Below are 21,401 nucleotides of genomic sequence, written 5' to 3'. Positions count from 1 at the left end.
CTAACATTATTTTTAAAAAATAAGCTATGTTAATCCATGTTGTTGTTTTAGTGGGGGTGATTGAACCGCCATATGAAAAGCAGAAGGGTATAAGCCAGCTTTTTCCCATCTGTTTTTCAGGCGCTTCATTTGTTTCACAAATCAGCCGGCTCTCCTTTTGCCGCCTTCTGTTCAATAAAGGAGAAGCTCTCCTTTTTGCAGAATGTTTTCTTCTTATACAGGAGGAATAGGATATGACCCGACTTATAAACAAAACAACATTAAAAACAAGACTGAAAAATTATATGACGGCGTATGACCGATTAGGCTATTTTAATGGCTCTGTGCTTGCAGCATATAAAGGAGAAATCTTGATTCATGAAGGATATGGTTCGGCCAGCCGGACGTTCAACATTCCGAATTCACCTCAAACCCGCTTTCCGATTGCTTCCCTGACCAAAAACTTTACGGCAGCGGCTATCCTTTTGCTTGAGGAGCAAGGTTTAATGAAACTCGATGATACCGTGGCACTTTTTATAGCGGGGCTCACCTATGCTAAACAAGTGACCATACATCAGCTTCTTTCCAACACATCTGGAGTTTCCGATTTTACCTCCCTGCAGGATTATTGGACAAAAGAGATGAGGCTTCCCGCAGATCTTACTGGACTGATCCATAGAATCAAAGACAAACCTCTTGAATTTGAGCCTGGTTCTCAATACAGCTATTGCAACTCAAATTACATTTTACTGACAGCAATTATAGAAAAGGTTTCAGGACAATCCTATGCCCATTTTCTTCAGGAAAATCTGCTAAAACCGTTTGGCCTTAAGAACACCGGTGTATTGGACGGAAGAACCATAGTTCAAAATTTGGCATCAGGTTATACGGTAAATAAAGACTTTGTGCATCCTGATTATATTGATATGAGTTTTCCACTTGGGGCATATGGTATGTATTCTACTACTGAAGATCTGTTTAGGTGGACAGAAGCTTTGTTTTCCGGAAAGGTATTGAATAAGAGGTCGCTAAATAATATGCTCACACCCTGCGAAGGCAATTATGGATATGGCTGGGGTTTTGATAAAATTGGCCAAACTGCGGCCGCCTGTCATTTTGGTGATGTGAACGGATATTGTGCTGAAATGCTGAAAAGCCTGGATGGTGAGATCACGGTGATCGTCATGAGCAATTTTAATTTAACCCCTATTACAAAAATCAATCGTGACCTGGCAAAAATAATACTGCATGAAGAAGTACGAAGTCCCGTATTTTACGAAGAACGAATTAGGGAGACTGAGATTTCTGCAACTGCACAAGGAACGTATTCTTCTAAAACGAATGATGCCTCTTTAACGCTTGAACAGGATGGAAGGACATGGCTCCTAACCATTCCAAAAAGGTATGGAGTTCCATATACAATCCCGTTACTTCTTGTATCTAAAACTGATGCTGATTATGAATTCATCTCCAGCTTCACACCTGAAAAAGTTAAAGTGATGATGAATGAGGAGAACAAAGAAATCGTGGTAATCCACGAGGACACGGACGGAATAAAAACTCATTATACAAAATATAAAGAAGCAGCTAATGGGTAAGCTGCTTCCTTTTGTTATGTTATTTATAGGTTGGTTTCAATTGTCGTTGATAAAGAGTGATCAGTTCATCAAGCTCTTGGCTGATTTTTACGATGGCAGGGTCTGAATAACTGTTTGCCGATCGGCATGACTGATATAACTTTTCCTTAACTTTCTCCATCTGATCACAGACGGATTGAAGATTACAGTTCACGGGCACTTCTTTCCTTTCCTTACCGAATAGAGCATAAACTACCTTTAATTACAATATCGGTCCATCTGGGAAAATTTACATGTATTTTTTAAGGTTTTTATAAATATTTTTGATATTTTTTTCTTACATGATCATTGTTTCTTAGTCCCAGCTAAAGCGCTCTTCCTTCCAAGGATCTCCATACATATGATAGCCATTTTTCTCCCAAAAACCTGGCGTTTCCATCGGCAGAAATTCAATGGCACGGAGCCACTTCGCACTTTTCCAGAAATAGAGATGCGGAACCACTGCACGGAGTGGATACCCATGCTCCGGCGTTAACGTTTGTCCATTGTGCGTATGAGCCAGCAAGCTGGTTTCCTTTAAAAAATCATCCAAAGGAAGATTGGTTGTCCATCCTTCTTCTGCATGCAAAAGGACGTACTTGGCCAAGGGATGAATACCAATGTCTTTTACAATTTCTTTAACAGCCACTCCTTCCCATACGTTATCCAATCTGGACCAGCCGGTGACACAATGGATATCATTCGTGGCCGATGATTTCGGAAATGCCATAAGCTCCTCGTAAGTAAAAGTTGTCGGGTTCTCCACCATTCCGTAGATTCTCAGATCCCATTCACTTAAATCCTTGTAGTAAGGAACATTACCATAATGAAGAACAGGCCAGCGGGTTGTAACATTCTGATTCGGCGGCACCCTCTCATTATCCTTTTTCTTCGGTATTTTTCCAAAAAACATGTGATGCACCTCCAATAATATCAATATGTAAACCTTATTTAAAAATTAGGTTGACAATAGTCTGTCCTCTGAATTACCATCAATATAGATAAATTACCACATGAGGTGAACCTAATGAAGTTTAGAGCGATTGATCTAACACTGGCCGCCATGTTTGCGGCATTGATGGCAGTAGGAGGTAATATTACAGCATGGATTCCTGCCCTCGTCTTTGGGCAAGTGCCTGTCACCCTTCAAACCTTCTTTTGCATTTTGGCCGGTCTGCTGCTCGGAAGCCGTCTCGGCGCTGTATCGATGATCGTATACACACTTGTCGGTCTGGCTGGTGCTCCTGTGTTCGCAGGATTCTCCGGGGGGCCTTCCATCATTTTCAAACCAACCTTCGGCTTTATTCTATCATTCATTCTTGCCGCTTATGTAGCAGGAAAAATTCTTGAGATGGCGAAAAAACCAAGCCTGCCGGTTTTCTTTCTCGCTTCCTTTGCCGGTTTGATCGTCAACTATTTTATCGGCACTACTTTTCTCTATGCCGCGCTGACAAACTGGGCAGCTGTTGAAGGTGTCACCTATCTTGGCACTTGGAAAGGAATGCTTCTGTTCCTCCCAAAAGACGTGATCCTGACTGCAGTTACCGCTGTAATCTCACCGCGAATTTATAAGGCAGTCGCTAAAAACCGCCGCAGCACATCGAATTCAAACGCAGCTTAAATACAAAGAGGTACCTCCTGAATGCGGGTGGTACCTCTTTTTTTATGCTGCTTAACCCAACATCCAGTAAGAAAGTTTTGTCAAAAAAAAAATTTTGACAATTATATGATGAATCGAATATATTATAACCAGTGGTTAGTAACCAATGGTTAGGAGTGATGTTTTATGGCAAACAAGCAAGAACTGCGTTCGGAAGAAACCAAGAAAAACATCCTTGAAGCAGCTGGAAAACTTTTTGGCAAGCGTGGATATGAAGTAGTAACGATAAGAGAAATCGCAAAAGAAGCCGGATGCTCGCACACAGCTATCTACCTCTATTATAAAGACAAAGAATCGCTGCTCCATCATTTAGCGATGCCGCTCTTACAGGAGCTTAAACTGCAGCTGGAGGATATCTCTCATCGCCAGGATGCGGGCGATTCCGCTAAATTAAAATCCATCTGCCGGACCTTTATTGAATTTTGTCTCTTGCATCAGAGTATGTACACCACATTTATCACTGCCAGTTCTTCCAGAGTGGATGAACAAAATCCAAAACTGCAGATCAACAAAGTCCGGATTGAACTTTTCCAGCTGTTAATGAGTGTATTGAAAGATGTGCTCGGTATTTCTGATAATGAACAATCCCTTGCCTTTGCCCGTATCCTTTTCTACAACCTGCACGGCATTATTAGTACCTACCTCAATCATAAAGAGCCTCTTCAAGAGCTCCTTGTTCGTCTATCACCCACCTTTGAACAAAGCGTAGAAGCCCTTTTTCTCGGTTTTCATGAAATCATAAAACAAGGAGCGAATAACCATGAAAGTTGAACAGATCTCCCCTCATATTTGGAGCCTGAAAACATGGATGATCATACCGATCCATGTCTGGGCTGTTCGCGGTAAAGAAGGAATCACTCTTGTAGACGCAGGAATTCCGATGATGGCGAAAGGAATATTGAATACGATAAATCAGCTGAATGCCGGTCCTCTGCAAAGGATATTGCTGACACACGGCCATTCGGATCATACCGGATCTATTTCAGCCATTCTGAAGGATCATGATGTTCCGGTATACGCCCATTCACTTGAAATTCCTTATCTGGAAGGTGACCTTTCCTATCCCCGCAGAAAGAAGGCTGTTGCATCGGTCTCAAAGGGCATTACCCAGCCCTTGTCTGCTGGAAACGAGGGTGAACTGGAACTCATTGATGGAATAAGACCCTACCTGACTCCGGGGCACTCTCCCGGCCACACTGTTTATTACCACGAAGAAGATCAGGTCCTTCTTGCAGGTGATCTGTTCACTTCCAAGAAAGGAAGGCTTAAAAAACCGATGCCGATGTTTACGGCTGATATGGAGGAAGCCTTCAGGAGCAGCTCCATCGTCAGCCAGCTCAACCCGAAACGTCTTGAGGTTTGCCACGGAGACAAAGTTCTTCATCCCGAAGCACAGATGGCTGACTATCGTATAAAGGCAGGAATTCAATAAGAAAGCGGGGAATCATCATGGCCATATTGGGGCCCTTTCTTTTAGGTGTGCTTTTTTTATCAGAGCTCTTTGTATTGGGAGCCTTTGGATACTGGGGATTTCACATGGTCAGCGGATTTTCGAAGTATGTTCTCTGCCTAGCTGCTCCGCTTCTGGTTGCAATCTTTTGGGGAATGCTTCTTTCTCCAAAGGCATCGATTCCGATCCCTATTTCTTTGCGTACCCTGCTTCAGCTCACTGTGTTTGCTGCTGGTGCCATTGCGCTTTATACCTCCGGACACTCTAAATCGGCCCTTATTTTTTTCCTGATCGCCAGCATTGATCTTTTGCTCATACGGTTTTTTAGATTATAAATTCTTTAGTCCCTATTTTCTTCATAAAAAATCCCGAATAATGAACGTTTTTTAGTGTCCATCATTCGGGATACAGTACATACCTAGGCTAGGTTAGAATACGTTTCTTAATAACGCTACGATAGTAAATACAATAATTAAAATAGGTATCGCTAAAATGATGTACCAAAAAATGCGTGCTGCCAATGATTTCTTTTCGCTCATAGAGAACCCCTTTACGGTTGTAGCATAAGTATTGTCCTCATTTTAATCAATATGCAGCAGTTATGTCCATTTCCTTGCACCCGAAAAAAAGAGCCCTTCACCATTTTGAAGAACTCACAAAAAGAAATTTAGGATTTATGTGTTTCTAAAAACTGCTTGCCGTACTCTCCATGGTGATGGATGGTAGCGTGTTCAATCTGAACGGTTGTATGTTTGAGTTTGTATTTGTCCTTCAGCATCTCATTAATGGCAAGAATGACACAGAACGGCTGAATGTTTTCATTAATGAAAACATGGGCGGTAAGAGAATGGTGATCACTGGTCACCGTCCATAGATGTAGCTCATGAACATCTTCTACCCCTTCTACTTGATAAATATCCGCTCGGATCGCTTCTAGATCCAAACCTTCTGGAACAGATTCCATTAGGATCATGTAGGATTCTTTTATAATCTTGTAGCCGCCTGTAAAGATGATCCCGCCGATGATCAAGCTGATCAGAGGATCAAAGAAATATAGATCGGTAAATTTAATGAGAATAGCAGAGATAATAACCCCGATTGAGCTCAGCAGATCTCCGATAAAATGCCAGAGAGCACTTTTTACATTTAAGTTTTCCTCTTCCTTCATGCTTCGGCTTAGGACAATGGTCAGCACAAGGTTCACGGTGAAGCCGATCACTGCGATGATCAGCATCAATTTAAAATCGATTGTTTCCGGCTTGATAAAACGCTTGATGCCTTCAATAAAAATACCAATGGCAATGATAGCCAGGGCAAGCCCGTTCAGAAAGGAAGCGATGATTTCAAAACGCAAAAAACCAAAAGTGAATTTGGCATTCGGCTGCCGGGTAGCGAGGTAAATGGCCAGCATGCTTAAACTGAGTGCCAGCACATCAGAGACCATGTGGGCAGAATCCGATAATAGTGCAAGTGAGTTGGAGATCAGCCCGCCGATTACTTCAACGATCGTAAAAAACAGGGTCAGCAAGAGGGTAATCCACAACGTCTTCTTTGACCGGCTCTGCACTTTTACATGTGGGAGATGGTGATAATCGTAATCAGCCATTGAACAATCCCCTTTCCTTTATGTATTTTAAAATTATTATAAAGTAATAATAATTATATTATAATACAACTCCTGGAATCCTGCAATCCTCTTTTTCTTTTCAGAGTATGTAAAAAAGCATGACAGGTGCCATGCTTTTTCTTGCTGTATTATTTGAAATTCATCGCCAGCCTGGCCAATGTCCGTACCATGACCCCGGTAGCCCCTTTTGGACCGAGGTTCGAAGGCTTGGAGGAATACGCTGTACCCGCAATGTCCAGATGGACCCAAGGGGTCTTCCCAGCGAATTCCCCGACAAACAGCCCACCGGTAATCGCGTGGCCTAACCGTCCTGTGGAGTTATTCAGATCGGCTACATCACTCGACCTCAGCATATCCTTAAAGGGCTGATGGCTTGGCAGAAGCCAAAGGAGCTCTCCTTCATGTCCTGCAGACTGGCTCACCTGTTTGAAAAACACTTCGTCGTTCGTAAGAGCTCCAGTTGTACAATCTCCCAACGCCACTACGACACCACCGGTTAATGTAGCCACATCCACCAGATAGTCAGCACCCATTTCTTTTGCATAGGTGATGGCATCCGCAAGAATCAGTCTTCCTTCTGCATCAGTATTACGGACTTCAATCGTTTTACCGCTGAGTGAAGTAAAAACATCTCCAGGCTTCATCGCCTTTCCGTTAATCAGGTTTTCACTGGACGGAATAACAAAAAGGATGTTGGTCTTTGGTTTCAGCCGCCCCACTGCTTCCATCGCTCCAAGCACAGATCCGCTTCCTCCCATATCACTTTTCATTTCATGCATGTTGGCACCCGGCTTGATGGAATAGCCGCCTGAATCAAACGTCAGGCCCTTGCCTACAAGGGCAAGAACATGATCCCACGTGTCCCGGCCTTTGTATTTCACTGTGATCATTTTTGGAGGCTCATCGGAACCTTGTGACACGGCAAGGAGCGCTCCCATGCCTAGCCGTTCCATATCCTCCCTCTCTAGAATCTCATATTCCATCCCGTATTTGATGGCAATCTCCATCGCTGCCCGAGCGAGGTCTTTCGGAGTCAATAGGTTGCCGGGAGTGTTCACAAGATTGCGTGCTGTATTGATTCCTGCACCAAAAGCATGGCCTGTCGAAAGCCCTGCACCTGTCTGGCTGTCCGAACTATATACCGTAATTTCTGTCAGCTTTTTATCTCTTTCATTGGAACGTTCCTTATAGTTTTCAAAGGCATAGCTTCCCGCCACGACTGCTTCTGCAAAAGCGTGGGCAAGTTTCTCAGAAGACAGTCTGTCGTTTTCAAAGGTTTCCAGAACGATAGCGGCTTTTTCCCGCTTTTCCCGCTTCAGCATCTGAACCGCTTTCCCGAACGCCTCTCTTATGCTCTCATAAGTTGCTTCCGCCCGCCTTCCCAATCCGATAAAATACAGCCGTTTGGCTCCCACGATGCCAAACGTATGGAGCTTTGTGACTGATTTTGCCATCACGGAAACATCCCCTTCCCGCAAAAGCTCGGTGATATGGCCATTAAAGGCCTCATCAAGTACGGCAGCAATTCCATCCAGTTTTTTGTGATCGGACCAGATGCCGATCAACAACGCATCTTCCGCATTGTCTTTATTCCAATTTGCCTTTACGGTGAACATGCACATCCTCCTTTTGCACGGTATGCTAATGTCAGTTTATTCTTCTTCAAGGTCATTTAGTAGCAGGATCAATTCTGGCAAAGCCGGCAGTTTATCCGCATCCTCAAAAGCGACACTGTCCATCTCATGAGGTATTCTTTTCAAACAGGCTTCAATAAAACGATACACCTCTTCAAGATCTATCCCCCAATAAAAAGGCCGATACTCTTGGAGGTAGTTGTGGGCGGCATGCATCATGGCTCTTGCTCCTTTTACATTTCCATACTCATAATGGTAGATCGCTACCGTCATCTGCAGCAGCCCTTTTAGAAAATAATTTCTCTTATCCGTCATCCACATTTCCTCCAGCAGATCATGGCACGTATAATAATCTCCCTCATTGAACGAAATGAAAAACTCATAGTATTCCTTCGGATAATCCATCTGTTCTCCGCCATCCCTTCCCTATTATGATAACAGAAGGCACATTATCTCCTTTCGAATGACGTCATTCATGGCAGAACTATAAGATTGCAAACAACAAAAAAAGGGTATTATGAAAGCATTAGAACAACCTTATCTCGATACATTGTAGAAAAAGGCTGCGAGGAGACGATCTATGGACCTATTTTTCAATTTTCCTTTACTTGCTTCCTTATTAGGAATATTAATGGCTCAATTCTTGAAAATACCGATTACCTACCTGGAGACAAAACAAGTGAGATGGGATTTGTTTATCAGTACAGGAGGCATGCCTAGTTCTCACTCCGCTGCTGTTACAGGGCTTGCAACAGGAGTTGCTCTCAGAGAAGGCCTGGGCAGCTCTATTTTTGCCGTTGCTGCTATGTTTGCCATTATTGTTATGTATGATGCGAAAGGAATTCGATGGCATGCAGGAGAACAGGCTGCCGTATTGAATAAGTTAGTAACTGATTTCCGGGAACATGTGGAAGTCAGCCAGGCAATGAAAAAAACTGACGTGAAAGAAAAGCACAAACAATTAAAGGAGCTTCTGGGACACCAGCCGGATGAGGTATTCTATGGCGCACTGCTCGGAATTATCCAAACACTGATTGTATACTGGCTTTTCTTCGTTCTTTAAGGGGTGACGATTCATGAGATTGATATCTATTTGTCCGAGCAATACAGAGCTTGTTGATTATCTTGGGTTAACTGAACAGCTGGTGGGGGTTGATGACTTTTCCGACTGGCCTGAACGAGTGCGCACCTTGCCTCGGCTCGGCCCTGATCTATCCATCAATATGGACATGGTCGAGGAACTTAAACCGGATCTCGTGATTGCCTCCTTAAGTGTTCCTGGTATGGAAAAGAATATAGAAGAACTGAAACGGCGCAATCTTCCGCATGTAGTTTACAACCCCAATACGCTTGAGGATATCGCTGGGGATTTAAAAGATTTGGGCAGAAGGACCGGCGTGGAGAAGCGTGCCGACTATCTCGTTTCTCAATATAAAGAAACCATTAATGAATTTCAGTCGTTTGCAGCAGGAATAAAGGAGAAAAAAAGGCTGTACTGGGAATGGTGGCCTAAGCCTGTTTTCACACCAGGAAAGCTGAACTGGCTTACTCAGATTTCACACCTTGCCGGAGCTGAGAACGTGTTCGAAGACGTTGAGCTGGCAAGTGTTCAAACAACCTGGGATGATGTTATTAAACGTGATCCTGACGAGATCTGCATCGCTTGGGTAGGAGTAAGAAAACAGAAAGTAAAACCGGAACTTCTGGAGAAACGCCCTGGCTGGGCCGATCTTAGAGCAGTAAAGGAGAACAAGGTACATATCCTTGAAGAACATCTATTCTGCCGGCCGTCACCAAGGCTGATTGACGGTTTGAAGAAACTGCATCAAGTGCTGTGGAAACAGCCGGCTCGTACAGCAAAGTAATTCATAATACAATATAAAAGCTTCAAGCCAGCGGGCTCGAAGCTTTTTTAATACAATTGTTTTCGATAGAACTGCATGGATTTTTTTTCATTCCACGTTTTGAGCTCCTGCTCGGTCAATTTCCCGGATCCTTTTTGAATCACGTAGACCTTTAACGTCTTTTTGCCCCATTTTTCATAGACGTCTTTCGTCGTCTCATAGTATAGGTCTATTCTTTTTCCCTTTATGGCTGAACCCGTATCAGCCACTACGCCAAACCCGTAATCGGGAATGAACAGAATGGTGCCGATGGGAAAAACAGCAGGATCTGCGGCAATCGTGGAATAAAGATCACGTTTTACCTTTAACCCCGATTTTGTGATCCCATAAGCGGGATGAGCTTTATTTTTTCCAGTGGACTCTATCCCTGCAGTATAGCCTGTAGCTGTTACCGTTACTGAGGGGTAGGGAGTTACATCAAAATGATCAAGTGGGGATGCTGCTGTTTCTGCTTCCGGCTCTGTTGTTACAGTAAACTCCCTATCCCAGAATGATGGGACATTCTCAAGGGCCCCGGCAATATACTTTGCCAATTCAATGTTCAATGAACGCAACAATCCATCCTGCTTACCTTTCTGTTCGGAAGATGCCCAATCTGATACATCATTAGCCTCGACACCCGAGATTGAGTGCAAGGTCGTAAGCAGAGCAAGGATAAACATAGCTGTCATCATAAGCCGTTTTATGGCAGTAGGTATAAAACGCAAACTTTCACTCCTCTCTAAAACGTAGTATTTTCCAAGAAAAGTGAGTTTTATACCGCAGAAGGGGCTTCAGCCCGGCAATGAGCATAAAAAAAAGAACCTTCTATTAATCATAGAAGATTCTAGAACATTTGATAGCCTCTGACGCGCAGCATCTTGATGGCCATGCCGGCAAAAATCGCTCCGACCATTCCGCTAACCAGGATACAAATGTCTACAGCCTGAAGATGGATAAAGTCCTCGCCGAGTTCTGCAAAACTTTTTCCGGGACTTGAAAAGTATTTAAAAAATTTCACATGATCAATAATCATAATCACGACAACCGGATAAATAACAGCCATAATCCATGTTGAACGCAGAAGCATGTTTAAAAGGAAACCGATTCCAAAGAAAAGAACGATAAATAATAGCATGGAAATAAATAATTGCGGTAAGTACATTCCTTCACCCCCATATTCAAAGCTAGTTTACTGAAATAGGGGATTAAAGTCAATATAAGGATAAAGAAAAGGGAGCACCGCATCACGGTGCTCCTTCCTTATTTATCTCTCCCTTTTTCCGCTTCCACAACACTCTTCACAAGTTTCAGAGCCACCTAGAAGAAGCTGGAAATACCCCTTACCTTCACAATATTGACACTTTTCCTGTGCTTTTGTTCTTGTTGACGATTTCATAAGATGACACTCTCCTTGTTTGAATTTTCTGATAATATATCAAGAATCCAAAAACTTGAAAAGGGAGCATTTCCGGCCATATCACCCATGTAAGCGTAAACATTTTAATTTATCATTAAATATGTCCAAATTCCATACAATTTCAACGATTATCAAAAATTTTATAAGAAGTATAGCCGAATATATCTCCAGGATTTAAATGCTCATTAACGGTTTCTTTTTTCTCATTGAGAAAATGGTGGACCATCATGGAAGTAACCGGATCATCCCTTAATTCCTCCGGAGTGAGAAACCTTGCTTCTTCAATCTCTTCTTGCTGAGGACGGATCTCTCCTCCTATATGCTCCAGCAGAAAAACGACCATATTGTCACTGATTTCGTTCTTTATGACACCAGTTCGTATACCGACCACGTTCACAGCCCTGCTCTGGATCCCTGTTTCTTCTTTCACTTCTCTTACAGCCGCCTCATCCACCGTTTCACCCGGATTCACAAACCCTGCAGGAATGGACCACTTGCCTTTTAGCCCGCCATACTTCTTTTTTACAACGAGGCATTTGCCGTCATGGATGACCAGCCCTGCCGCTGCGAGCCAGACACTTCCTCTCTTTTTCATTGTACTCATAAAATATCTCCTTTTAAAAAAGCTTATGGTTGATTTACATTCCTATCATGCATCGCATACTGATGGCGATTCAATCACACTCCATCAAATTCCAAACCAAAAAAAGAGCAGAGCCCCGAAGGACTTCTGCTCTCATCATATCATGGTGTCATTTATTAAAATAATTTAAGCTTTCCTTTTTTGATGACCATTGGTACTCCGCCAAGCAAGAAAAGGTAACGGTTATCGATGACTTTTTTCATCGCAGATGCTGTTGAACCAAATAGTTTTTTGTTTCCAACGACACCGATTGCTTCACCTTTACCAAGAGAAGCTACAGTACCTTTAATATCCGGTTTGAACTCTTCCATCTGTCCTCCGCCATTAATGAGCGTTTTCAGGTTACGGCCGATTGTATAAGCCTGCTGAATAGCGATTTGAGCTGTTGGAGGGTAAGGACGGTTAATTTCTTCATTAATAATAAGAGCACAGTCTCCAGCTACAAAGATATAGTCATATCCAGGCATGCGAAGGTCTTTCTCTACTTTTACACGTCCGCGCATTGTTTCAAAGCCAGCTTCTTCTACTAAGTGGTTACCGCGTACTCCGCCAGTCCATACAACAGTAGCTGCTTTAATTTCTTCACCGGAAGCAAGAAGAACTCCGTCTTCGCTACATTCTTTGATCGGTGTGTTTACAAGGAATTCTACACCGCGGCGTTCAAGATTATTGATTGCGTACTCAACGAGCTCTTCGTCAAAGCCTGGAAGAACATTAGGAGCCGCTTCAATATTAACGATACGGACTTTTTCACGAGGAATATCGTATTCTTTGCAAAGTTCAGGAACACGGTCAGCCAGTTCACCGACAAACTCGATTCCAGTAAATCCAGCACCGCCGACAACGATGTTGATTAGTTCTTGTTTTTGTCCTTCGTTGTTGTAACGAGCAAAGTTATATTCGATGTGCTCACGGATTTCACGGACAGAATTGATACTGCGAATGCTGAACGCATTTTCTTTCAAACCTTGGATGCCGAATGTTTCTGGGTCTGATCCAAGAGCAATGATAAGGTAATCGTACGTTAGCTCTCCATTTGCAAGAATAACACGCTTCTCATCCTTCTTGATTTCAACGACTGTATCTTGTACAAAGTTGATTTTGTTCGTGTCGATAATGTCATCAATCATGATGCGTGTTTTATCATGGTGCAGCGTACCTGCCGCATTTTCATGAAGCCATGTGGTTTGGTAGTGATAGTTGTGCTTGTTCACAAGCGTAACATCCGCATTGTTTAAACCAAGCTCTTTTTCCAGGCGGACAGCTGACATCATCCCGCCATATCCTCCACCAATAATTAATATTTTTGGCTTACTCATATGATCACTTCCAGTTCAGATTTTTTATAGTTTTACCTAACCAATAAGGAAATATGATAGACAAAAAGTTTGTGACGTATTTCACGTAGTAGGATAAAAATAAAGACGAAAACTGTCACAATTCCCCCATGTTTTTTCCTTTTTTATCTTAGTCCTTTTCTTCTTATATTTCAACCGTTTTTTGAAAAAAAGGCATAATCAGTTGACACAGTCTCCTACCTATTGTATAAATACAGCCTTACAGAACAGTCATCGACAAAGAACGTACATTGGTGGCATTATTCTTTCCTTTCCCTCTCATTCTTACTATAATGGAGGGAAGAATGAAAATATTCTCGGGGGTGGAAGTATGACAGAAGAAAATCTGTATGATGTTACGATAATTGGCGGAGGTCCAACAGGATTGTTTGCAGCATTCTATGGGGGAATGCGCCAAATGAAAGTAAAGATCATTGAAAGCATGCCACAGCTCGGGGGACAGCTCGCTGCCTTATATCCCGAAAAATACATATATGATGTAGCAGGATTTCCAAAGATTCTCGCCCAGGAGCTTGTGAATAACCTAAAAGTCCAAGCAGAGCAGTTCAACCCTGAAATTGTGCTTGAAGAATCCGTTCAAAACGTTGAGAAAAAAGAAGAACATTTTGAACTGACAACAGATAAAAATAAACACTATTCCAAAGCGGTCATCATCACAGCCGGTGTAGGAGCTTTCCAGCCAAGACGGCTGGAGCTTGACGATGCCAAAGCATTTGAAGGAAAGAACCTTCATTATTTCGTGAATGACCTTCAGGCGTTTGCAGGTAAAAAAGTTTTGATTGCAGGCGGCGGTGACTCTGCGGTCGATTGGGCACTCATGCTTGAACCTGTTGCTAATGAAGTTACACTTACCCATCGGAGGCCCAAGTTCCGCGCGCACGAACATAGTGTAGAACAGCTGCTGAGCTCAAACGTAAAAATCAAAACTCCATTTCAGATCAAAGAACTCGTGAATGACGGCGAAAAGATAACCCATGTCATTCTGGAAAACGAAGATGTGGAAGAAAAAGTTGAAGTCGATGCCGTTATCGTCAACTATGGATTCGTTTCTTCACTCGGGCCGATTAAAAATTGGGGACTTGAGATTCAACGCAACTCCATCGTCGTAAATTCAAGAATGGAGACGAACACCAAAGGAATTTATGCTGCAGGAGACATCTGTTCTTATGATGGAAAAGTAAAACTGATCGCTGCAGGTTTTGGTGAAGCACCTACCGCTATTAACAATGCCAAAACTTATATAGATCCAAAAGCAAAAACCCAGCCACAACACAGCAGCAGCTTATTTTAGGAGGAAATTCAATTTATGAATCGCCAATGGACCGAAGATGAACTTTACATTGCTGAACTGCTGCAGGATCTTCAGCGTAAGATTGGATCACTGCACATTACAGATGAATCGTTTCTTGAAAATGTTCAGGCAGCCCTCCCTGAGCTCAAGCAGCTCTTGGAAAAAGTCAAAGGCTCACTGGAATAAAGTGGTTCTTGGTTTTGCCGTGGTAAGTATGCTACAATGACATCAGCAGACAAGTTCTGCTCATAAACCCATAAATATAACCCGGTGTCGGCACACCGGGTTTTTTTCTACATAAATAAGGAGATTACAAATGAACACATTCATCATCATTGGAATTGTTTTCTTTATACTTGGTACCGGATTAATGATGGCAAGCAGCCGGAATGCCGGCAGAAAAAAGTGGATGTATATCGGGTTTTCCGTCTTATCTGACCTTATCGGGCTGTTCTTTCTTTTGTATTTGGGCAACTAAAAATCTTTTATGAAGGTGGTTAGCAGTAAGCTAAACACCTTTTTTCCTTTTTCATTTCGTTTCCGGATTATTATTTCTTTTTGAAATAGTTCTTCATTGATTGTTATGGTTTCATAATCCACCATTGCTTCCTGACCTTTAACGTAATCTTCATATGTCTTTTGCAGATAGGCTTCCGCTTCTTCCTTCGTATTGAACTCAATCTCTACCGTAAGACCTGGCCTCCCTTTGGATTGCCTGCGTATTTCGATTACATACTTCATTTATGACACACTGCAGTAAAGCAGCACCCACAGGATACTGATCAGCAAGATTCCTAGCCATCCACCCATTGCATAACCTGCTGCCATAACGAGCAGTACCGAAAAACTCGCCAGCAGCCACGACAATATGTTTCCCATGAATCGTAAATTACGGTTCATCATCTCCACTTTTTTCTCTCCCTTTACAGGTTGATTTTTTTCAAGTGGTATAAACATATTCTCTGCCGCCGGTAAAATTGCACACAGAAAAGCGAAAGTGCCCTGCTAAAGTCCGGTAAAGAAGACACGGCTCATGTTTTTATGAGCCAATGTCGCACTTATGCCCTGTGGGTACAAGCGCTGGAACCAATACACAGCCTCAGGCACTGTAGCTAGACAAAAAAAACCTCCTTGTCAGCCATCAGCGGCTTACGAGGAGGTTTTTTCTATATGATTAGCACTCTTCAGGAGTACCAGTATTGGTTGCAGTTTTAAATGAAGAACCGCATCCGCATGAAGCGATCGCGTTCGGATTATTGATTGTAAATCCTCCGCCCATCATGTTCTGCTTAAAATCAACAGTTGTACCATTTAAAATCTTGGCACTTTCATCATCCACAACAATTTTAAGGCCATTAATCTCCTCTTCATGATCATTGCTCTGGGTTTCTTTATCAAAGCCCATGCCGTATGAGAGGCCGCTGCATCCGCCGCCTTTTACACCGACACGAAGAAAAAGTCCTGATTCCTCTTCAGCTGCAAGCATCTCTTTAATTCTGCCTACTGCCGCATCTGTAAAGTTTACGATCATCTCTGTACACTCTCCTTCATTGAAGGTTTTATAACTATATTATACAAGTGCAAACCAAAACTCTCAAGGTTTAGGCTTGCTCCTTAAAATGAATTTTCTCTTTCAATCTTTAATATGAGGTTATGGGTTTCATCAATTTTACGGCTATAGCTCAATACTTGGGGATGATTCAGACCAAATAGATCAGCCGTTTTAATCATCTCTTGGCGGAGCACTTCTATCTGCTCATTATATTCGATTAGCCGTTCGCAATCAGCTACATTCATCACGGGCAACACTCCCTGGTTCAATACCTGGTGGTTCCATTATTCTACTTCATCTTCAATTTTTTTACAATATAAGACACTCAATATTATGTATTCTGCTATATTTTCACCCTTTTGTCTTTATTATTTCTAAAAAGTAAACAATCTTTAACGTTTGTTACACGAATGTGACATTGATGGTAATTCGTTCCTTCCTTGTCCTCCCAAATAAATGAGCGTATAATAGACTGCGTATTCTTCGGGCGTTTTTACTAGCTCTAGAAAAAAGCTTTTAATCAAAAAGTTTGATTTCGCGGGATTCTTTCCTGCACAATAGAACGTATATACATATTAATTGAAACGGGGGAAAAGGAATGGCAATCATTACACAAGAAACAAAAATTCAGGACATTGCTGAAAAAATCCGTAACGGTGAACGACTTTCAATTGAGGACGGCCTTTTTTTATATGAAACCAACGATATACTAGGTGTCGCTCAATTGGCGAATGAAGTGAATTCGAAGAAAAACGGCGATAATGTTTATTTTATTGAAAATATGTACATTAACCCAACCAATGTATGCGAAGCAACTTGCAGCTTCTGCGGTTTCAAGCGGAAACCTGGTGAAGAAGGCGCCTATACAATGAACGAAGAACAGCTGCTTGAGTATGTTGAAAAGCGATGGAATGATAATATCCGCGAATTCCATATTGTCGGCGGCCATAATAATGAAGTGCCTTTTGACTACTATCTGGACACCATTCGTGTTCTAAAAAAACATTATCCAAATGCTGCAATCAAAGCCTATACAGGAGCAGAAATTGAGTTTTTTGCACGCTTATCTGGTTTGTCCATGAAAGAAGTATTAGAGGAACTTGTTAAAGCAGGACTGGACACGATGCCAGGAGGCGGTGCAGAAATTCTAACTGAACGCTATCGTGAAAAAATGAGTCCGGATAAAGCTTCTACCGATCAATGGCTGGAAGCCCATGAGATTGCTCACGGTCTTGGACTTCGTACTCATGCAACCATGCTGTACGGTTCTATTGAATCAAAAGAAGAACGCTTGATTCATATGGACAGACTTCGAAAGCTTCAAGATCAAACAAACGGATTTATGGTGTTCATTCCGCTTGCGATGCAGCCAAGAACAGCTTCCATGGGGCTTACCCGGCGTACGTCAGCTTTTGATGACATGCGCACGATCGCTATCAGCCGCTTGATGCTCGATAATTTTGACCATGTTAAAGCGTACTGGATCAACATCGGTGTACAATTAACACAGATGGCCTTGACTTTTGGTGCTGATGACATTCACGGAACTTTGATTGAAGAAAGAATTTCTCACTCTGTTGGTGCCCTCACTTCTCAAGGCATTACGCGTAAAGAATTGGTGCATTTAATAAAAACAGCCAACAAGAAACCTGTTGAACGCGATACATTCTATAACATCATCAAAGAATATTAAACAAAAACTGCCGGAAGCATCCGGCAGTTTTTGTTTAAAGTAAATTCACGGAAGTAATGTCTAGCTTCAGCGCCCCAGTCCATGAGGACGCTGAAGCTTTTCTTCCTATCTTAATTTTTCTTCTGTCCAGAAGTAATCATCATCTGCGTTTAAAATGGTCAGCTTGCTGTGGCAGCATGGCATGACCAGCAGCTGCTTGATGCCTTCCTTTGCACTGTTCAGCTTTTCTTCAGAAAATGCCGTCAGAACATTGGACTTATGGCAGAACGGGCATTCATTTATATAGATATCGTCCATCATTTTATCGTAAGGCCAAGAATTCTCAAATGTCAGCATAACCACTGGCTTCTTTCTCAGAACAGCCAGATTTCCCCTCCTTGCATAGATTATTTCCTACCTATTGTATACCAGAAGACCAAGCATCTGTGTGATTTCTTTTACCCATTCTTTTCGGTTCATAACCTTATTCTATTTCCAAGGCTTTTTTCAAAAAGCTTGTTGCATTTTGAACATTTCTGCATAGAATCTTCCTTGACAAGTTGATTGGAGTGGAAGGTGCGAGACTCCTGCGGGGGTCGCGTGACAGGTAAGACCCAAAGGCGCTTGCGCCGTGGGGCTTACCGCACGCCCCGCGGAAAGCGAGCAGCCTGGAACGGAAATCAACCACTATCAAGTACAACAATGAAAACGAAATAGCAACTTCCAAAAACCCACTAAACTTTTGTAAGTCAAAATGGTTCCCAAATTCCTTTTTATGTAGTATAATAAGCAATGTATTCTACAAAAAAATAGCGATCCATCTTCGGGGCAGGGTGAAATTCCCGACCGGCGGTATTTGAAGATTCCCTCTTCATCAGCCCGTGAGCTCATGAGAAGAGCTGAAACACATCGTTTCGTTGCTTCTTGTCTGCTGATCTGGTGTAATTCCAGAGCCGACAGTAAAGTCTGGATGGGAGAAGATGACGGTGCATTGTTCAGTTCTTTTACAATAAAGAGATCTATTGTAAAACGACTGAGCCCTCGCTCAGCTGCATTCTAAGGACATACCGTTCTTAAAATGTTTATTTGATGATGCCTGACACTCTCCCTTAGCTTCTATAAAAAGCTAAGGGTTTTCTATTGTTGTCAGGGGTGCACTGCATTTGAAATCAGAGATGGCGCAACAAAAGGAGAGATTTCAACATGCAAAAGGGAAAAGTGTATAAGATGGTGGCTGTTTCCATGCTAAGCAGCATTGCGTACGTATTACAGTTATTGGATTTTCCGTTTCCAGGTCTTCCATCATTCCTGCAGATTGACTTCAGCGAAGTCCCTGCATTGCTTGCAGCGATTGTCTTCGGACCGCTCGCAGGAATTGCCGTTGAAGCAATTAAGAACTTCCTTCATTACGGAATTGTCGGCAACCTGACAGGGGTTCCAGTTGGAGAACTGGCAAACTTTATCGCTGGATCGATCTTCATTGTTCCTGTCTCCTATTTCTTCCGCAAATACCGTACTACGAAGGGCTTATCCGCAGGGTTGGTCAGTGGAACAGTCTTAATGACGTTAGCGATGGGGGTATTGAATTACGTGCTGATCCTTCCCGCTTACACATGGTTCCTGAACTCACCGCAAATGTCCGGTGATGCGATGCTGAACCTGATCTTAGTAGGGATTGCACCGTTCAATGTGATCAAAGGATTACTTATCACAATTTTATTCATTGTGTTATATACAAGGATTCAGCCTTGGCTGAACAGACAATATCAGCATTCTTAAAAAATGCAGAAAAAGCTGGCTCACTCGATGAGCCAGCTTTTCTATTGATCCAGGCAGTTTACATTAAGTTTGATCGGACAGTAAATGTTATGTTTTGGCCAGTATTTCTTTCATTTCCGCCAGTAAAATCTGTTTTTTGGCAAGTAAATTCCCGTTTTGGCCAGTTAATGCATTTATAAGTCGTTTAGAACTTCATCTTTGTTGCCAAACTAACGCTGAATATAAAAAAACACCATTTCCGCGGAGGAAATCGTGTTTTTTATTAAAACATCGGATTTTCTTCTAAAAATTTATAAACGTTCTCGACCAGCTCGTCCGGTGTTTCACCGCGTACAATTTCTCCGTTCACTAAAGCGAATAGAGAACGGGCACAGTGCCCACAATATCCGAGACAGCCGTATTCAATCACATCAAGGTCATAATCCTGTTCCAATTTCTCTAGTGCACGCTGTGAGCCGTTGGCCAGGTTGCTGACACAAAATTCGATAATCGGCTTCATCTTTTCACCTCGCCTTACTTTTCTATCCTATCTTGTACGAACAGGACAGTCAAACCCTTTAACTTGTCCCCTTCAGTTTTTCATTAAAATGGTTGAGAAATTATAGTAAAATGCTATACTTAGAAGTGTTTGAATGTGAAATCGCTTCCGTTGAAGCCTGTAGAAAACGTTGATTTACTGCTATTATTGATGAGATTAGTACACATTGTGCCATAGAAAGAAGGGAAAGACAATGAAACACCTAGTATTGCTTGGCGGAGGATATGGGGGAATGCGCCTAATGAAGCGCCTGCTCAATGCATCTGAGCTTCCATCCGACGTCCAAATTACCTTAATCGACAAGCTTCCTTATCATTGTTTAAAAACTGAATATTATGCGCTGGCTGCTGGAACGATTTCCGACCACCATATCCGGGTTCCGTTCCCTGAACATCCCCAGCTTAAGGTAAAATACGGAGAAGTGACCGGCCTTGATTTTGACGGAAAACAAATCCACCTTTTAGATGATGAAACTTTGACTTATGATGAATTAGTCATTGGCTTAGGCTGTGAAGATAAATATCATAATGTCCCTGGTGCTCCAGAATATACGCTCAGCATTCAAAGTGTGGACAAGTCCCGCGAAACCTACCAGGTATTAAATAACCTTCCGCATAATGCAGTTGTCGGTGTTGTCGGTGCAGGATTGAGCGGTGTCGAATTAGCCAGTGAACTCCGCGAGAGCCGTTCCGATTTGAACATCAAGCTTTTCGACCGCGGACCGATCATACTTAACGGGTTTAAACCGCGCCTGAGCAACTATGTACAAAACTGGTTCATTCAGCATGGTGTTGAAGTTATCAACAATTCGAATATTACGCGAGTAGAAGAAAACGTACTCTACAATCACGATACAGCCATTGAATGTGATGCCATCGTCTGGACAGCAGGCATTCAGCCAAACAAACTCGTTCGTGAACTGGATGTGGAAAAAGATGCACAAGGCCGGGTCAAACTGACTAAGTATCACCAGCTCCCAAACGACGAGAACGTATATGTGGTCGGTGACTGTGCAAGCATGCCATTCTCTCCAAGCGCTCAGCTTGCGGAAGAACAGGCAGAACAGATTTCTGATATCCTTCTTAAAAAATGGAGAAATGAACCGATGCCAGAGCTTGAAGAAATCAAGCTGAAAGGTGTTATGGGATCCCTGGGCAAGAAGAGCGGATTCGGAACGATGGGTGGAGCTTCCCTCATCGGACGTGTTCCCCGTCTTTTAAAATCCGGAATTCTTTGGCTCTATAAATATCAAAACTAACGTAAAAAAATCCATGGGATGATCTTCAATCACACCATGGA

General features: G+C 42.5%; 30 protein-coding genes and 1 riboswitch. Of the genes, 14 read left to right on the top strand and 16 right to left on the bottom strand.

Annotation, left to right across the window (positions count from 1 at the left end; translation table 11 throughout):
• Positions 1 to 233 precede the first annotated feature (233 nt).
• A complete protein-coding gene (locus M1K46_RS20655; RefSeq protein ID WP_256227514.1) occupies positions 234 to 1,577 on the top strand; it encodes a serine hydrolase domain-containing protein in 1,344 nt (447 codons plus the stop codon).
• Between the two features lie 19 nt (positions 1,578 to 1,596).
• Here the strand turns inward: M1K46_RS20655 and M1K46_RS20650 are convergent, their stop codons facing one another.
• Together M1K46_RS20650 and M1K46_RS20645 are read right to left on the bottom strand one after the other, a co-directional pair.
• On the bottom strand, positions 1,597 to 1,770 hold the full coding sequence (locus M1K46_RS20650) for an aspartyl-phosphate phosphatase Spo0E family protein (RefSeq protein WP_082316160.1): 174 nt from the start codon (positions 1,768 to 1,770) through the stop codon (positions 1,597 to 1,599).
• 141 nt (positions 1,771 to 1,911) lie between these two features.
• Positions 1,912 to 2,508, bottom strand: coding sequence for a sulfite oxidase-like oxidoreductase (locus M1K46_RS20645; RefSeq protein ID WP_256227513.1), 597 nt, complete (start codon positions 2,506 to 2,508; stop codon positions 1,912 to 1,914).
• 114 nt (positions 2,509 to 2,622) lie between these two features.
• Here M1K46_RS20645 and M1K46_RS20640 point away from each other — a divergent pair, with 114 nt between their 5' ends.
• The 4 genes from M1K46_RS20640 to M1K46_RS20625 all read left to right on the top strand — a co-directional run bounded on the left by M1K46_RS20640 (position 2,623) and on the right by M1K46_RS20625 (position 5,040).
• On the top strand, positions 2,623 to 3,216 hold the full coding sequence (locus M1K46_RS20640; RefSeq protein ID WP_256227512.1) for a biotin transporter BioY: 594 nt from the start codon (positions 2,623 to 2,625) through the stop codon (positions 3,214 to 3,216).
• Positions 3,217 to 3,381: 165 nt separating this feature from the next.
• A complete protein-coding gene (locus M1K46_RS20635) occupies positions 3,382 to 4,026 on the top strand; it encodes a TetR/AcrR family transcriptional regulator (protein WP_091003389.1) in 645 nt (214 codons plus the stop codon).
• Positions 4,016 to 4,687 (top strand): MBL fold metallo-hydrolase, encoded by a 672-nt coding sequence (locus tag M1K46_RS20630; protein WP_256227511.1) that lies wholly within the window; start codon positions 4,016 to 4,018, stop codon positions 4,685 to 4,687. The genes M1K46_RS20635 and M1K46_RS20630 overlap by 11 nt, the downstream gene beginning before the upstream one ends.
• 17 nt (positions 4,688 to 4,704) lie before the next feature.
• A complete protein-coding gene (locus tag M1K46_RS20625) occupies positions 4,705 to 5,040 on the top strand; it encodes a YrdB family protein (protein ID WP_062233240.1) in 336 nt (111 codons plus the stop codon).
• 332 nt (positions 5,041 to 5,372) lie between these two features.
• On the opposite strand, the gene M1K46_RS20620 is transcribed toward M1K46_RS20625, so the two are convergent.
• From M1K46_RS20620 to M1K46_RS20610, 3 genes are all read right to left on the bottom strand, one after another.
• A complete protein-coding gene (locus tag M1K46_RS20620; protein WP_091003383.1) occupies positions 5,373 to 6,311 on the bottom strand; it encodes a cation diffusion facilitator family transporter in 939 nt (312 codons plus the stop codon).
• Positions 6,312 to 6,460: 149 nt separating this feature from the next.
• Positions 6,461 to 7,948: a leucyl aminopeptidase gene (locus tag M1K46_RS20615; protein WP_256227510.1), complete on the bottom strand. Its 1,488-nt coding sequence runs from the start codon at positions 7,946 to 7,948 to the stop codon at positions 6,461 to 6,463.
• A gap of 36 nt (positions 7,949 to 7,984) precedes the next feature.
• The gene (locus tag M1K46_RS20610) at positions 7,985 to 8,371 is read right to left on the bottom strand and encodes a DUF309 domain-containing protein (protein WP_256227509.1); all 387 of its coding nucleotides are present in this window, start codon (positions 8,369 to 8,371) and stop codon (positions 7,985 to 7,987) included.
• A 175-nt stretch (positions 8,372 to 8,546) separates the two neighbouring features.
• Between M1K46_RS20610 and M1K46_RS20605 the strand changes: the two genes are divergently transcribed.
• Both M1K46_RS20605 and M1K46_RS20600 read left to right on the top strand, forming a co-directional pair.
• Positions 8,547 to 9,029: a divergent PAP2 family protein gene (locus M1K46_RS20605; protein WP_091003375.1), complete on the top strand. Its 483-nt coding sequence runs from the start codon at positions 8,547 to 8,549 to the stop codon at positions 9,027 to 9,029.
• Positions 9,030 to 9,042: 13 nt separating this feature from the next.
• A complete protein-coding gene (locus M1K46_RS20600; protein WP_091003372.1) occupies positions 9,043 to 9,831 on the top strand; it encodes a cobalamin-binding protein in 789 nt (262 codons plus the stop codon).
• 47 nt (positions 9,832 to 9,878) lie between these two features.
• On the opposite strand, the gene M1K46_RS20595 is transcribed toward M1K46_RS20600, so the two are convergent.
• From M1K46_RS20595 to M1K46_RS20575, 5 genes are all read right to left on the bottom strand, one after another.
• Positions 9,879 to 10,568: a 3D domain-containing protein gene (locus M1K46_RS20595; RefSeq protein WP_309144599.1), complete on the bottom strand. Its 690-nt coding sequence runs from the start codon at positions 10,566 to 10,568 to the stop codon at positions 9,879 to 9,881.
• Positions 10,569 to 10,696: 128 nt separating this feature from the next.
• A complete protein-coding gene (locus M1K46_RS20590; RefSeq protein WP_256227508.1) occupies positions 10,697 to 11,014 on the bottom strand; it encodes a YuiB family protein in 318 nt (105 codons plus the stop codon).
• A gap of 102 nt (positions 11,015 to 11,116) precedes the next feature.
• Positions 11,117 to 11,248: a YuiA family protein gene (locus M1K46_RS20585; protein WP_175501778.1), complete on the bottom strand. Its 132-nt coding sequence runs from the start codon at positions 11,246 to 11,248 to the stop codon at positions 11,117 to 11,119.
• A gap of 142 nt (positions 11,249 to 11,390) precedes the next feature.
• Positions 11,391 to 11,864, bottom strand: coding sequence for an NUDIX domain-containing protein (locus M1K46_RS20580; protein WP_053358493.1), 474 nt, complete (start codon positions 11,862 to 11,864; stop codon positions 11,391 to 11,393).
• Positions 11,865 to 12,028: 164 nt separating this feature from the next.
• Positions 12,029 to 13,231: an NAD(P)/FAD-dependent oxidoreductase gene (locus M1K46_RS20575; protein ID WP_053357323.1), complete on the bottom strand. Its 1,203-nt coding sequence runs from the start codon at positions 13,229 to 13,231 to the stop codon at positions 12,029 to 12,031.
• Between the two features lie 349 nt (positions 13,232 to 13,580).
• Between M1K46_RS20575 and M1K46_RS20570 the strand changes: the two genes are divergently transcribed.
• From M1K46_RS20570 to M1K46_RS20560, 3 genes are all read left to right on the top strand, one after another.
• The gene (locus tag M1K46_RS20570; RefSeq protein ID WP_256227507.1) at positions 13,581 to 14,561 is read left to right on the top strand and encodes an NAD(P)/FAD-dependent oxidoreductase; all 981 of its coding nucleotides are present in this window, start codon (positions 13,581 to 13,583) and stop codon (positions 14,559 to 14,561) included.
• Positions 14,562 to 14,576: 15 nt separating this feature from the next.
• Positions 14,577 to 14,747 (top strand): hypothetical protein, encoded by a 171-nt coding sequence (locus M1K46_RS20565; RefSeq protein ID WP_156316332.1) that lies wholly within the window; start codon positions 14,577 to 14,579, stop codon positions 14,745 to 14,747.
• 130 nt (positions 14,748 to 14,877) lie between these two features.
• Positions 14,878 to 15,039 carry a hypothetical protein gene (locus M1K46_RS20560; protein WP_156316331.1) on the top strand — a complete coding sequence of 54 codons (162 nt, stop codon included), beginning with the start codon at positions 14,878 to 14,880 and terminating at the stop codon, positions 15,037 to 15,039.
• Here the strand turns inward: M1K46_RS20560 and M1K46_RS20555 are convergent.
• The 4 genes from M1K46_RS20555 to M1K46_RS20540 form a co-directional block, all read right to left on the bottom strand.
• Positions 15,036 to 15,302 carry a hypothetical protein gene (locus tag M1K46_RS20555; RefSeq protein WP_256227506.1) on the bottom strand — a complete coding sequence of 89 codons (267 nt, stop codon included), beginning with the start codon at positions 15,300 to 15,302 and terminating at the stop codon, positions 15,036 to 15,038. The genes M1K46_RS20560 and M1K46_RS20555 overlap by 4 nt on opposite strands.
• Positions 15,303 to 15,470, bottom strand: a complete 168-nt coding sequence (locus M1K46_RS20550) for a hypothetical protein (protein ID WP_156418874.1) — start codon at positions 15,468 to 15,470, stop codon at positions 15,303 to 15,305. It lies immediately after the preceding gene.
• A gap of 265 nt (positions 15,471 to 15,735) precedes the next feature.
• Positions 15,736 to 16,092, bottom strand: a complete 357-nt coding sequence (locus M1K46_RS20545) for a HesB/IscA family protein (RefSeq protein WP_256227505.1) — start codon at positions 16,090 to 16,092, stop codon at positions 15,736 to 15,738.
• An 83-nt stretch (positions 16,093 to 16,175) separates the two neighbouring features.
• Positions 16,176 to 16,358 carry an aspartyl-phosphate phosphatase Spo0E family protein gene (locus M1K46_RS20540; RefSeq protein ID WP_256227546.1) on the bottom strand — a complete coding sequence of 61 codons (183 nt, stop codon included), beginning with the start codon at positions 16,356 to 16,358 and terminating at the stop codon, positions 16,176 to 16,178.
• A gap of 353 nt (positions 16,359 to 16,711) precedes the next feature.
• Between M1K46_RS20540 and mqnE the strand changes: the two genes are divergently transcribed.
• Positions 16,712 to 17,806 (top strand): aminofutalosine synthase MqnE, encoded by a 1,095-nt coding sequence (mqnE, locus tag M1K46_RS20535; RefSeq protein WP_256227504.1) that lies wholly within the window; start codon positions 16,712 to 16,714, stop codon positions 17,804 to 17,806.
• A gap of 105 nt (positions 17,807 to 17,911) precedes the next feature.
• On the opposite strand, the gene M1K46_RS20530 is transcribed toward mqnE, so the two are convergent.
• Positions 17,912 to 18,142: a hypothetical protein gene (locus M1K46_RS20530; RefSeq protein WP_053357316.1), complete on the bottom strand. Its 231-nt coding sequence runs from the start codon at positions 18,140 to 18,142 to the stop codon at positions 17,912 to 17,914.
• A 458-nt stretch (positions 18,143 to 18,600) separates the two neighbouring features.
• Positions 18,601 to 18,771: riboswitch (FMN riboswitch) on the top strand.
• 217 nt (positions 18,772 to 18,988) lie between these two features.
• Here M1K46_RS20530 and M1K46_RS20525 point away from each other — a divergent pair.
• Entirely contained in the window at positions 18,989 to 19,564 is a 576-nt protein-coding gene (locus M1K46_RS20525; RefSeq protein WP_053357315.1) for an ECF transporter S component, read from the top strand.
• Positions 19,534 to 19,743, top strand: a complete 210-nt coding sequence (locus M1K46_RS20520; RefSeq protein ID WP_256227549.1) for a hypothetical protein — start codon at positions 19,534 to 19,536, stop codon at positions 19,741 to 19,743. The genes M1K46_RS20525 and M1K46_RS20520 overlap by 31 nt, the downstream gene beginning before the upstream one ends.
• An 83-nt stretch (positions 19,744 to 19,826) precedes the next feature.
• Here M1K46_RS20520 and M1K46_RS20515 read toward each other — a convergent pair whose 3' ends face one another.
• A complete protein-coding gene (locus M1K46_RS20515; RefSeq protein WP_256227503.1) occupies positions 19,827 to 20,063 on the bottom strand; it encodes a YuzB family protein in 237 nt (78 codons plus the stop codon).
• 232 nt (positions 20,064 to 20,295) lie between these two features.
• Between M1K46_RS20515 and M1K46_RS20510 the strand changes: the two genes are divergently transcribed.
• The gene (locus M1K46_RS20510; RefSeq protein WP_053357313.1) at positions 20,296 to 21,360 is read left to right on the top strand and encodes an NAD(P)/FAD-dependent oxidoreductase; all 1,065 of its coding nucleotides are present in this window, start codon (positions 20,296 to 20,298) and stop codon (positions 21,358 to 21,360) included.
• Positions 21,361 to 21,401 lie beyond the last annotated feature (41 nt).

It is taken from the genome of Fictibacillus sp. WQ 8-8 (genome assembly GCF_024494405.1).
Taxonomy (GTDB): domain Bacteria; phylum Bacillota; class Bacilli; order Bacillales; family Fictibacillaceae; genus Fictibacillus_C; species Fictibacillus_C marinisediminis.
Note: the sequence above shows the minus strand (reverse complement) of the source record. Positions and strands in the feature narration are given on the sequence as shown.

Coding starts and splice junctions, on each gene's coding strand:
- M1K46_RS20655 (WP_256227514.1), top strand. CDS start 234: ATGACCCGACTTATAAACAAAACAACATTAAAAACAAGACTGAAAAAT.
- M1K46_RS20645 (WP_256227513.1), bottom strand. CDS start 2,508: ATGTTTTTTGGAAAAATACCGAAGAAAAAGGATAATGAGAGGGTGCCG.
- M1K46_RS20640 (WP_256227512.1), top strand. CDS start 2,623: ATGAAGTTTAGAGCGATTGATCTAACACTGGCCGCCATGTTTGCGGCA.
- M1K46_RS20635 (WP_091003389.1), top strand. CDS start 3,382: ATGGCAAACAAGCAAGAACTGCGTTCGGAAGAAACCAAGAAAAACATC.
- M1K46_RS20630 (WP_256227511.1), top strand. CDS start 4,016: ATGAAAGTTGAACAGATCTCCCCTCATATTTGGAGCCTGAAAACATGG.
- M1K46_RS20625 (WP_062233240.1), top strand. CDS start 4,705: ATGGCCATATTGGGGCCCTTTCTTTTAGGTGTGCTTTTTTTATCAGAG.
- M1K46_RS20620 (WP_091003383.1), bottom strand. CDS start 6,311: ATGGCTGATTACGATTATCACCATCTCCCACATGTAAAAGTGCAGAGC.
- M1K46_RS20615 (WP_256227510.1), bottom strand. CDS start 7,948: ATGTTCACCGTAAAGGCAAATTGGAATAAAGACAATGCGGAAGATGCG.
- M1K46_RS20610 (WP_256227509.1), bottom strand. CDS start 8,371: ATGGATTATCCGAAGGAATACTATGAGTTTTTCATTTCGTTCAATGAG.
- M1K46_RS20605 (WP_091003375.1), top strand. CDS start 8,547: ATGGACCTATTTTTCAATTTTCCTTTACTTGCTTCCTTATTAGGAATA.
- M1K46_RS20600 (WP_091003372.1), top strand. CDS start 9,043: ATGAGATTGATATCTATTTGTCCGAGCAATACAGAGCTTGTTGATTAT.
- M1K46_RS20590 (WP_256227508.1), bottom strand. CDS start 11,014: ATGTACTTACCGCAATTATTTATTTCCATGCTATTATTTATCGTTCTT.
- M1K46_RS20585 (WP_175501778.1), bottom strand. CDS start 11,248: ATGAAATCGTCAACAAGAACAAAAGCACAGGAAAAGTGTCAATATTGT.
- M1K46_RS20580 (WP_053358493.1), bottom strand. CDS start 11,864: ATGAAAAAGAGAGGAAGTGTCTGGCTCGCAGCGGCAGGGCTGGTCATC.
- M1K46_RS20575 (WP_053357323.1), bottom strand. CDS start 13,231: ATGAGTAAGCCAAAAATATTAATTATTGGTGGAGGATATGGCGGGATG.
- M1K46_RS20570 (WP_256227507.1), top strand. CDS start 13,581: ATGACAGAAGAAAATCTGTATGATGTTACGATAATTGGCGGAGGTCCA.
- M1K46_RS20565 (WP_156316332.1), top strand. CDS start 14,577: ATGAATCGCCAATGGACCGAAGATGAACTTTACATTGCTGAACTGCTG.
- M1K46_RS20560 (WP_156316331.1), top strand. CDS start 14,878: ATGAACACATTCATCATCATTGGAATTGTTTTCTTTATACTTGGTACC.
- M1K46_RS20555 (WP_256227506.1), bottom strand. CDS start 15,302: ATGAAGTATGTAATCGAAATACGCAGGCAATCCAAAGGGAGGCCAGGT.
- M1K46_RS20545 (WP_256227505.1), bottom strand. CDS start 16,092: ATGATCGTAAACTTTACAGATGCGGCAGTAGGCAGAATTAAAGAGATG.
- M1K46_RS20540 (WP_256227546.1), bottom strand. CDS start 16,358: ATGAATGTAGCTGATTGCGAACGGCTAATCGAATATAATGAGCAGATA.
- mqnE (WP_256227504.1), top strand. CDS start 16,712: ATGGCAATCATTACACAAGAAACAAAAATTCAGGACATTGCTGAAAAA.
- M1K46_RS20530 (WP_053357316.1), bottom strand. CDS start 18,142: ATGCTGACATTTGAGAATTCTTGGCCTTACGATAAAATGATGGACGAT.
- M1K46_RS20525 (WP_053357315.1), top strand. CDS start 18,989: ATGCAAAAGGGAAAAGTGTATAAGATGGTGGCTGTTTCCATGCTAAGC.
- M1K46_RS20515 (WP_256227503.1), bottom strand. CDS start 20,063: ATGAAGCCGATTATCGAATTTTGTGTCAGCAACCTGGCCAACGGCTCA.
- M1K46_RS20510 (WP_053357313.1), top strand. CDS start 20,296: ATGAAACACCTAGTATTGCTTGGCGGAGGATATGGGGGAATGCGCCTA.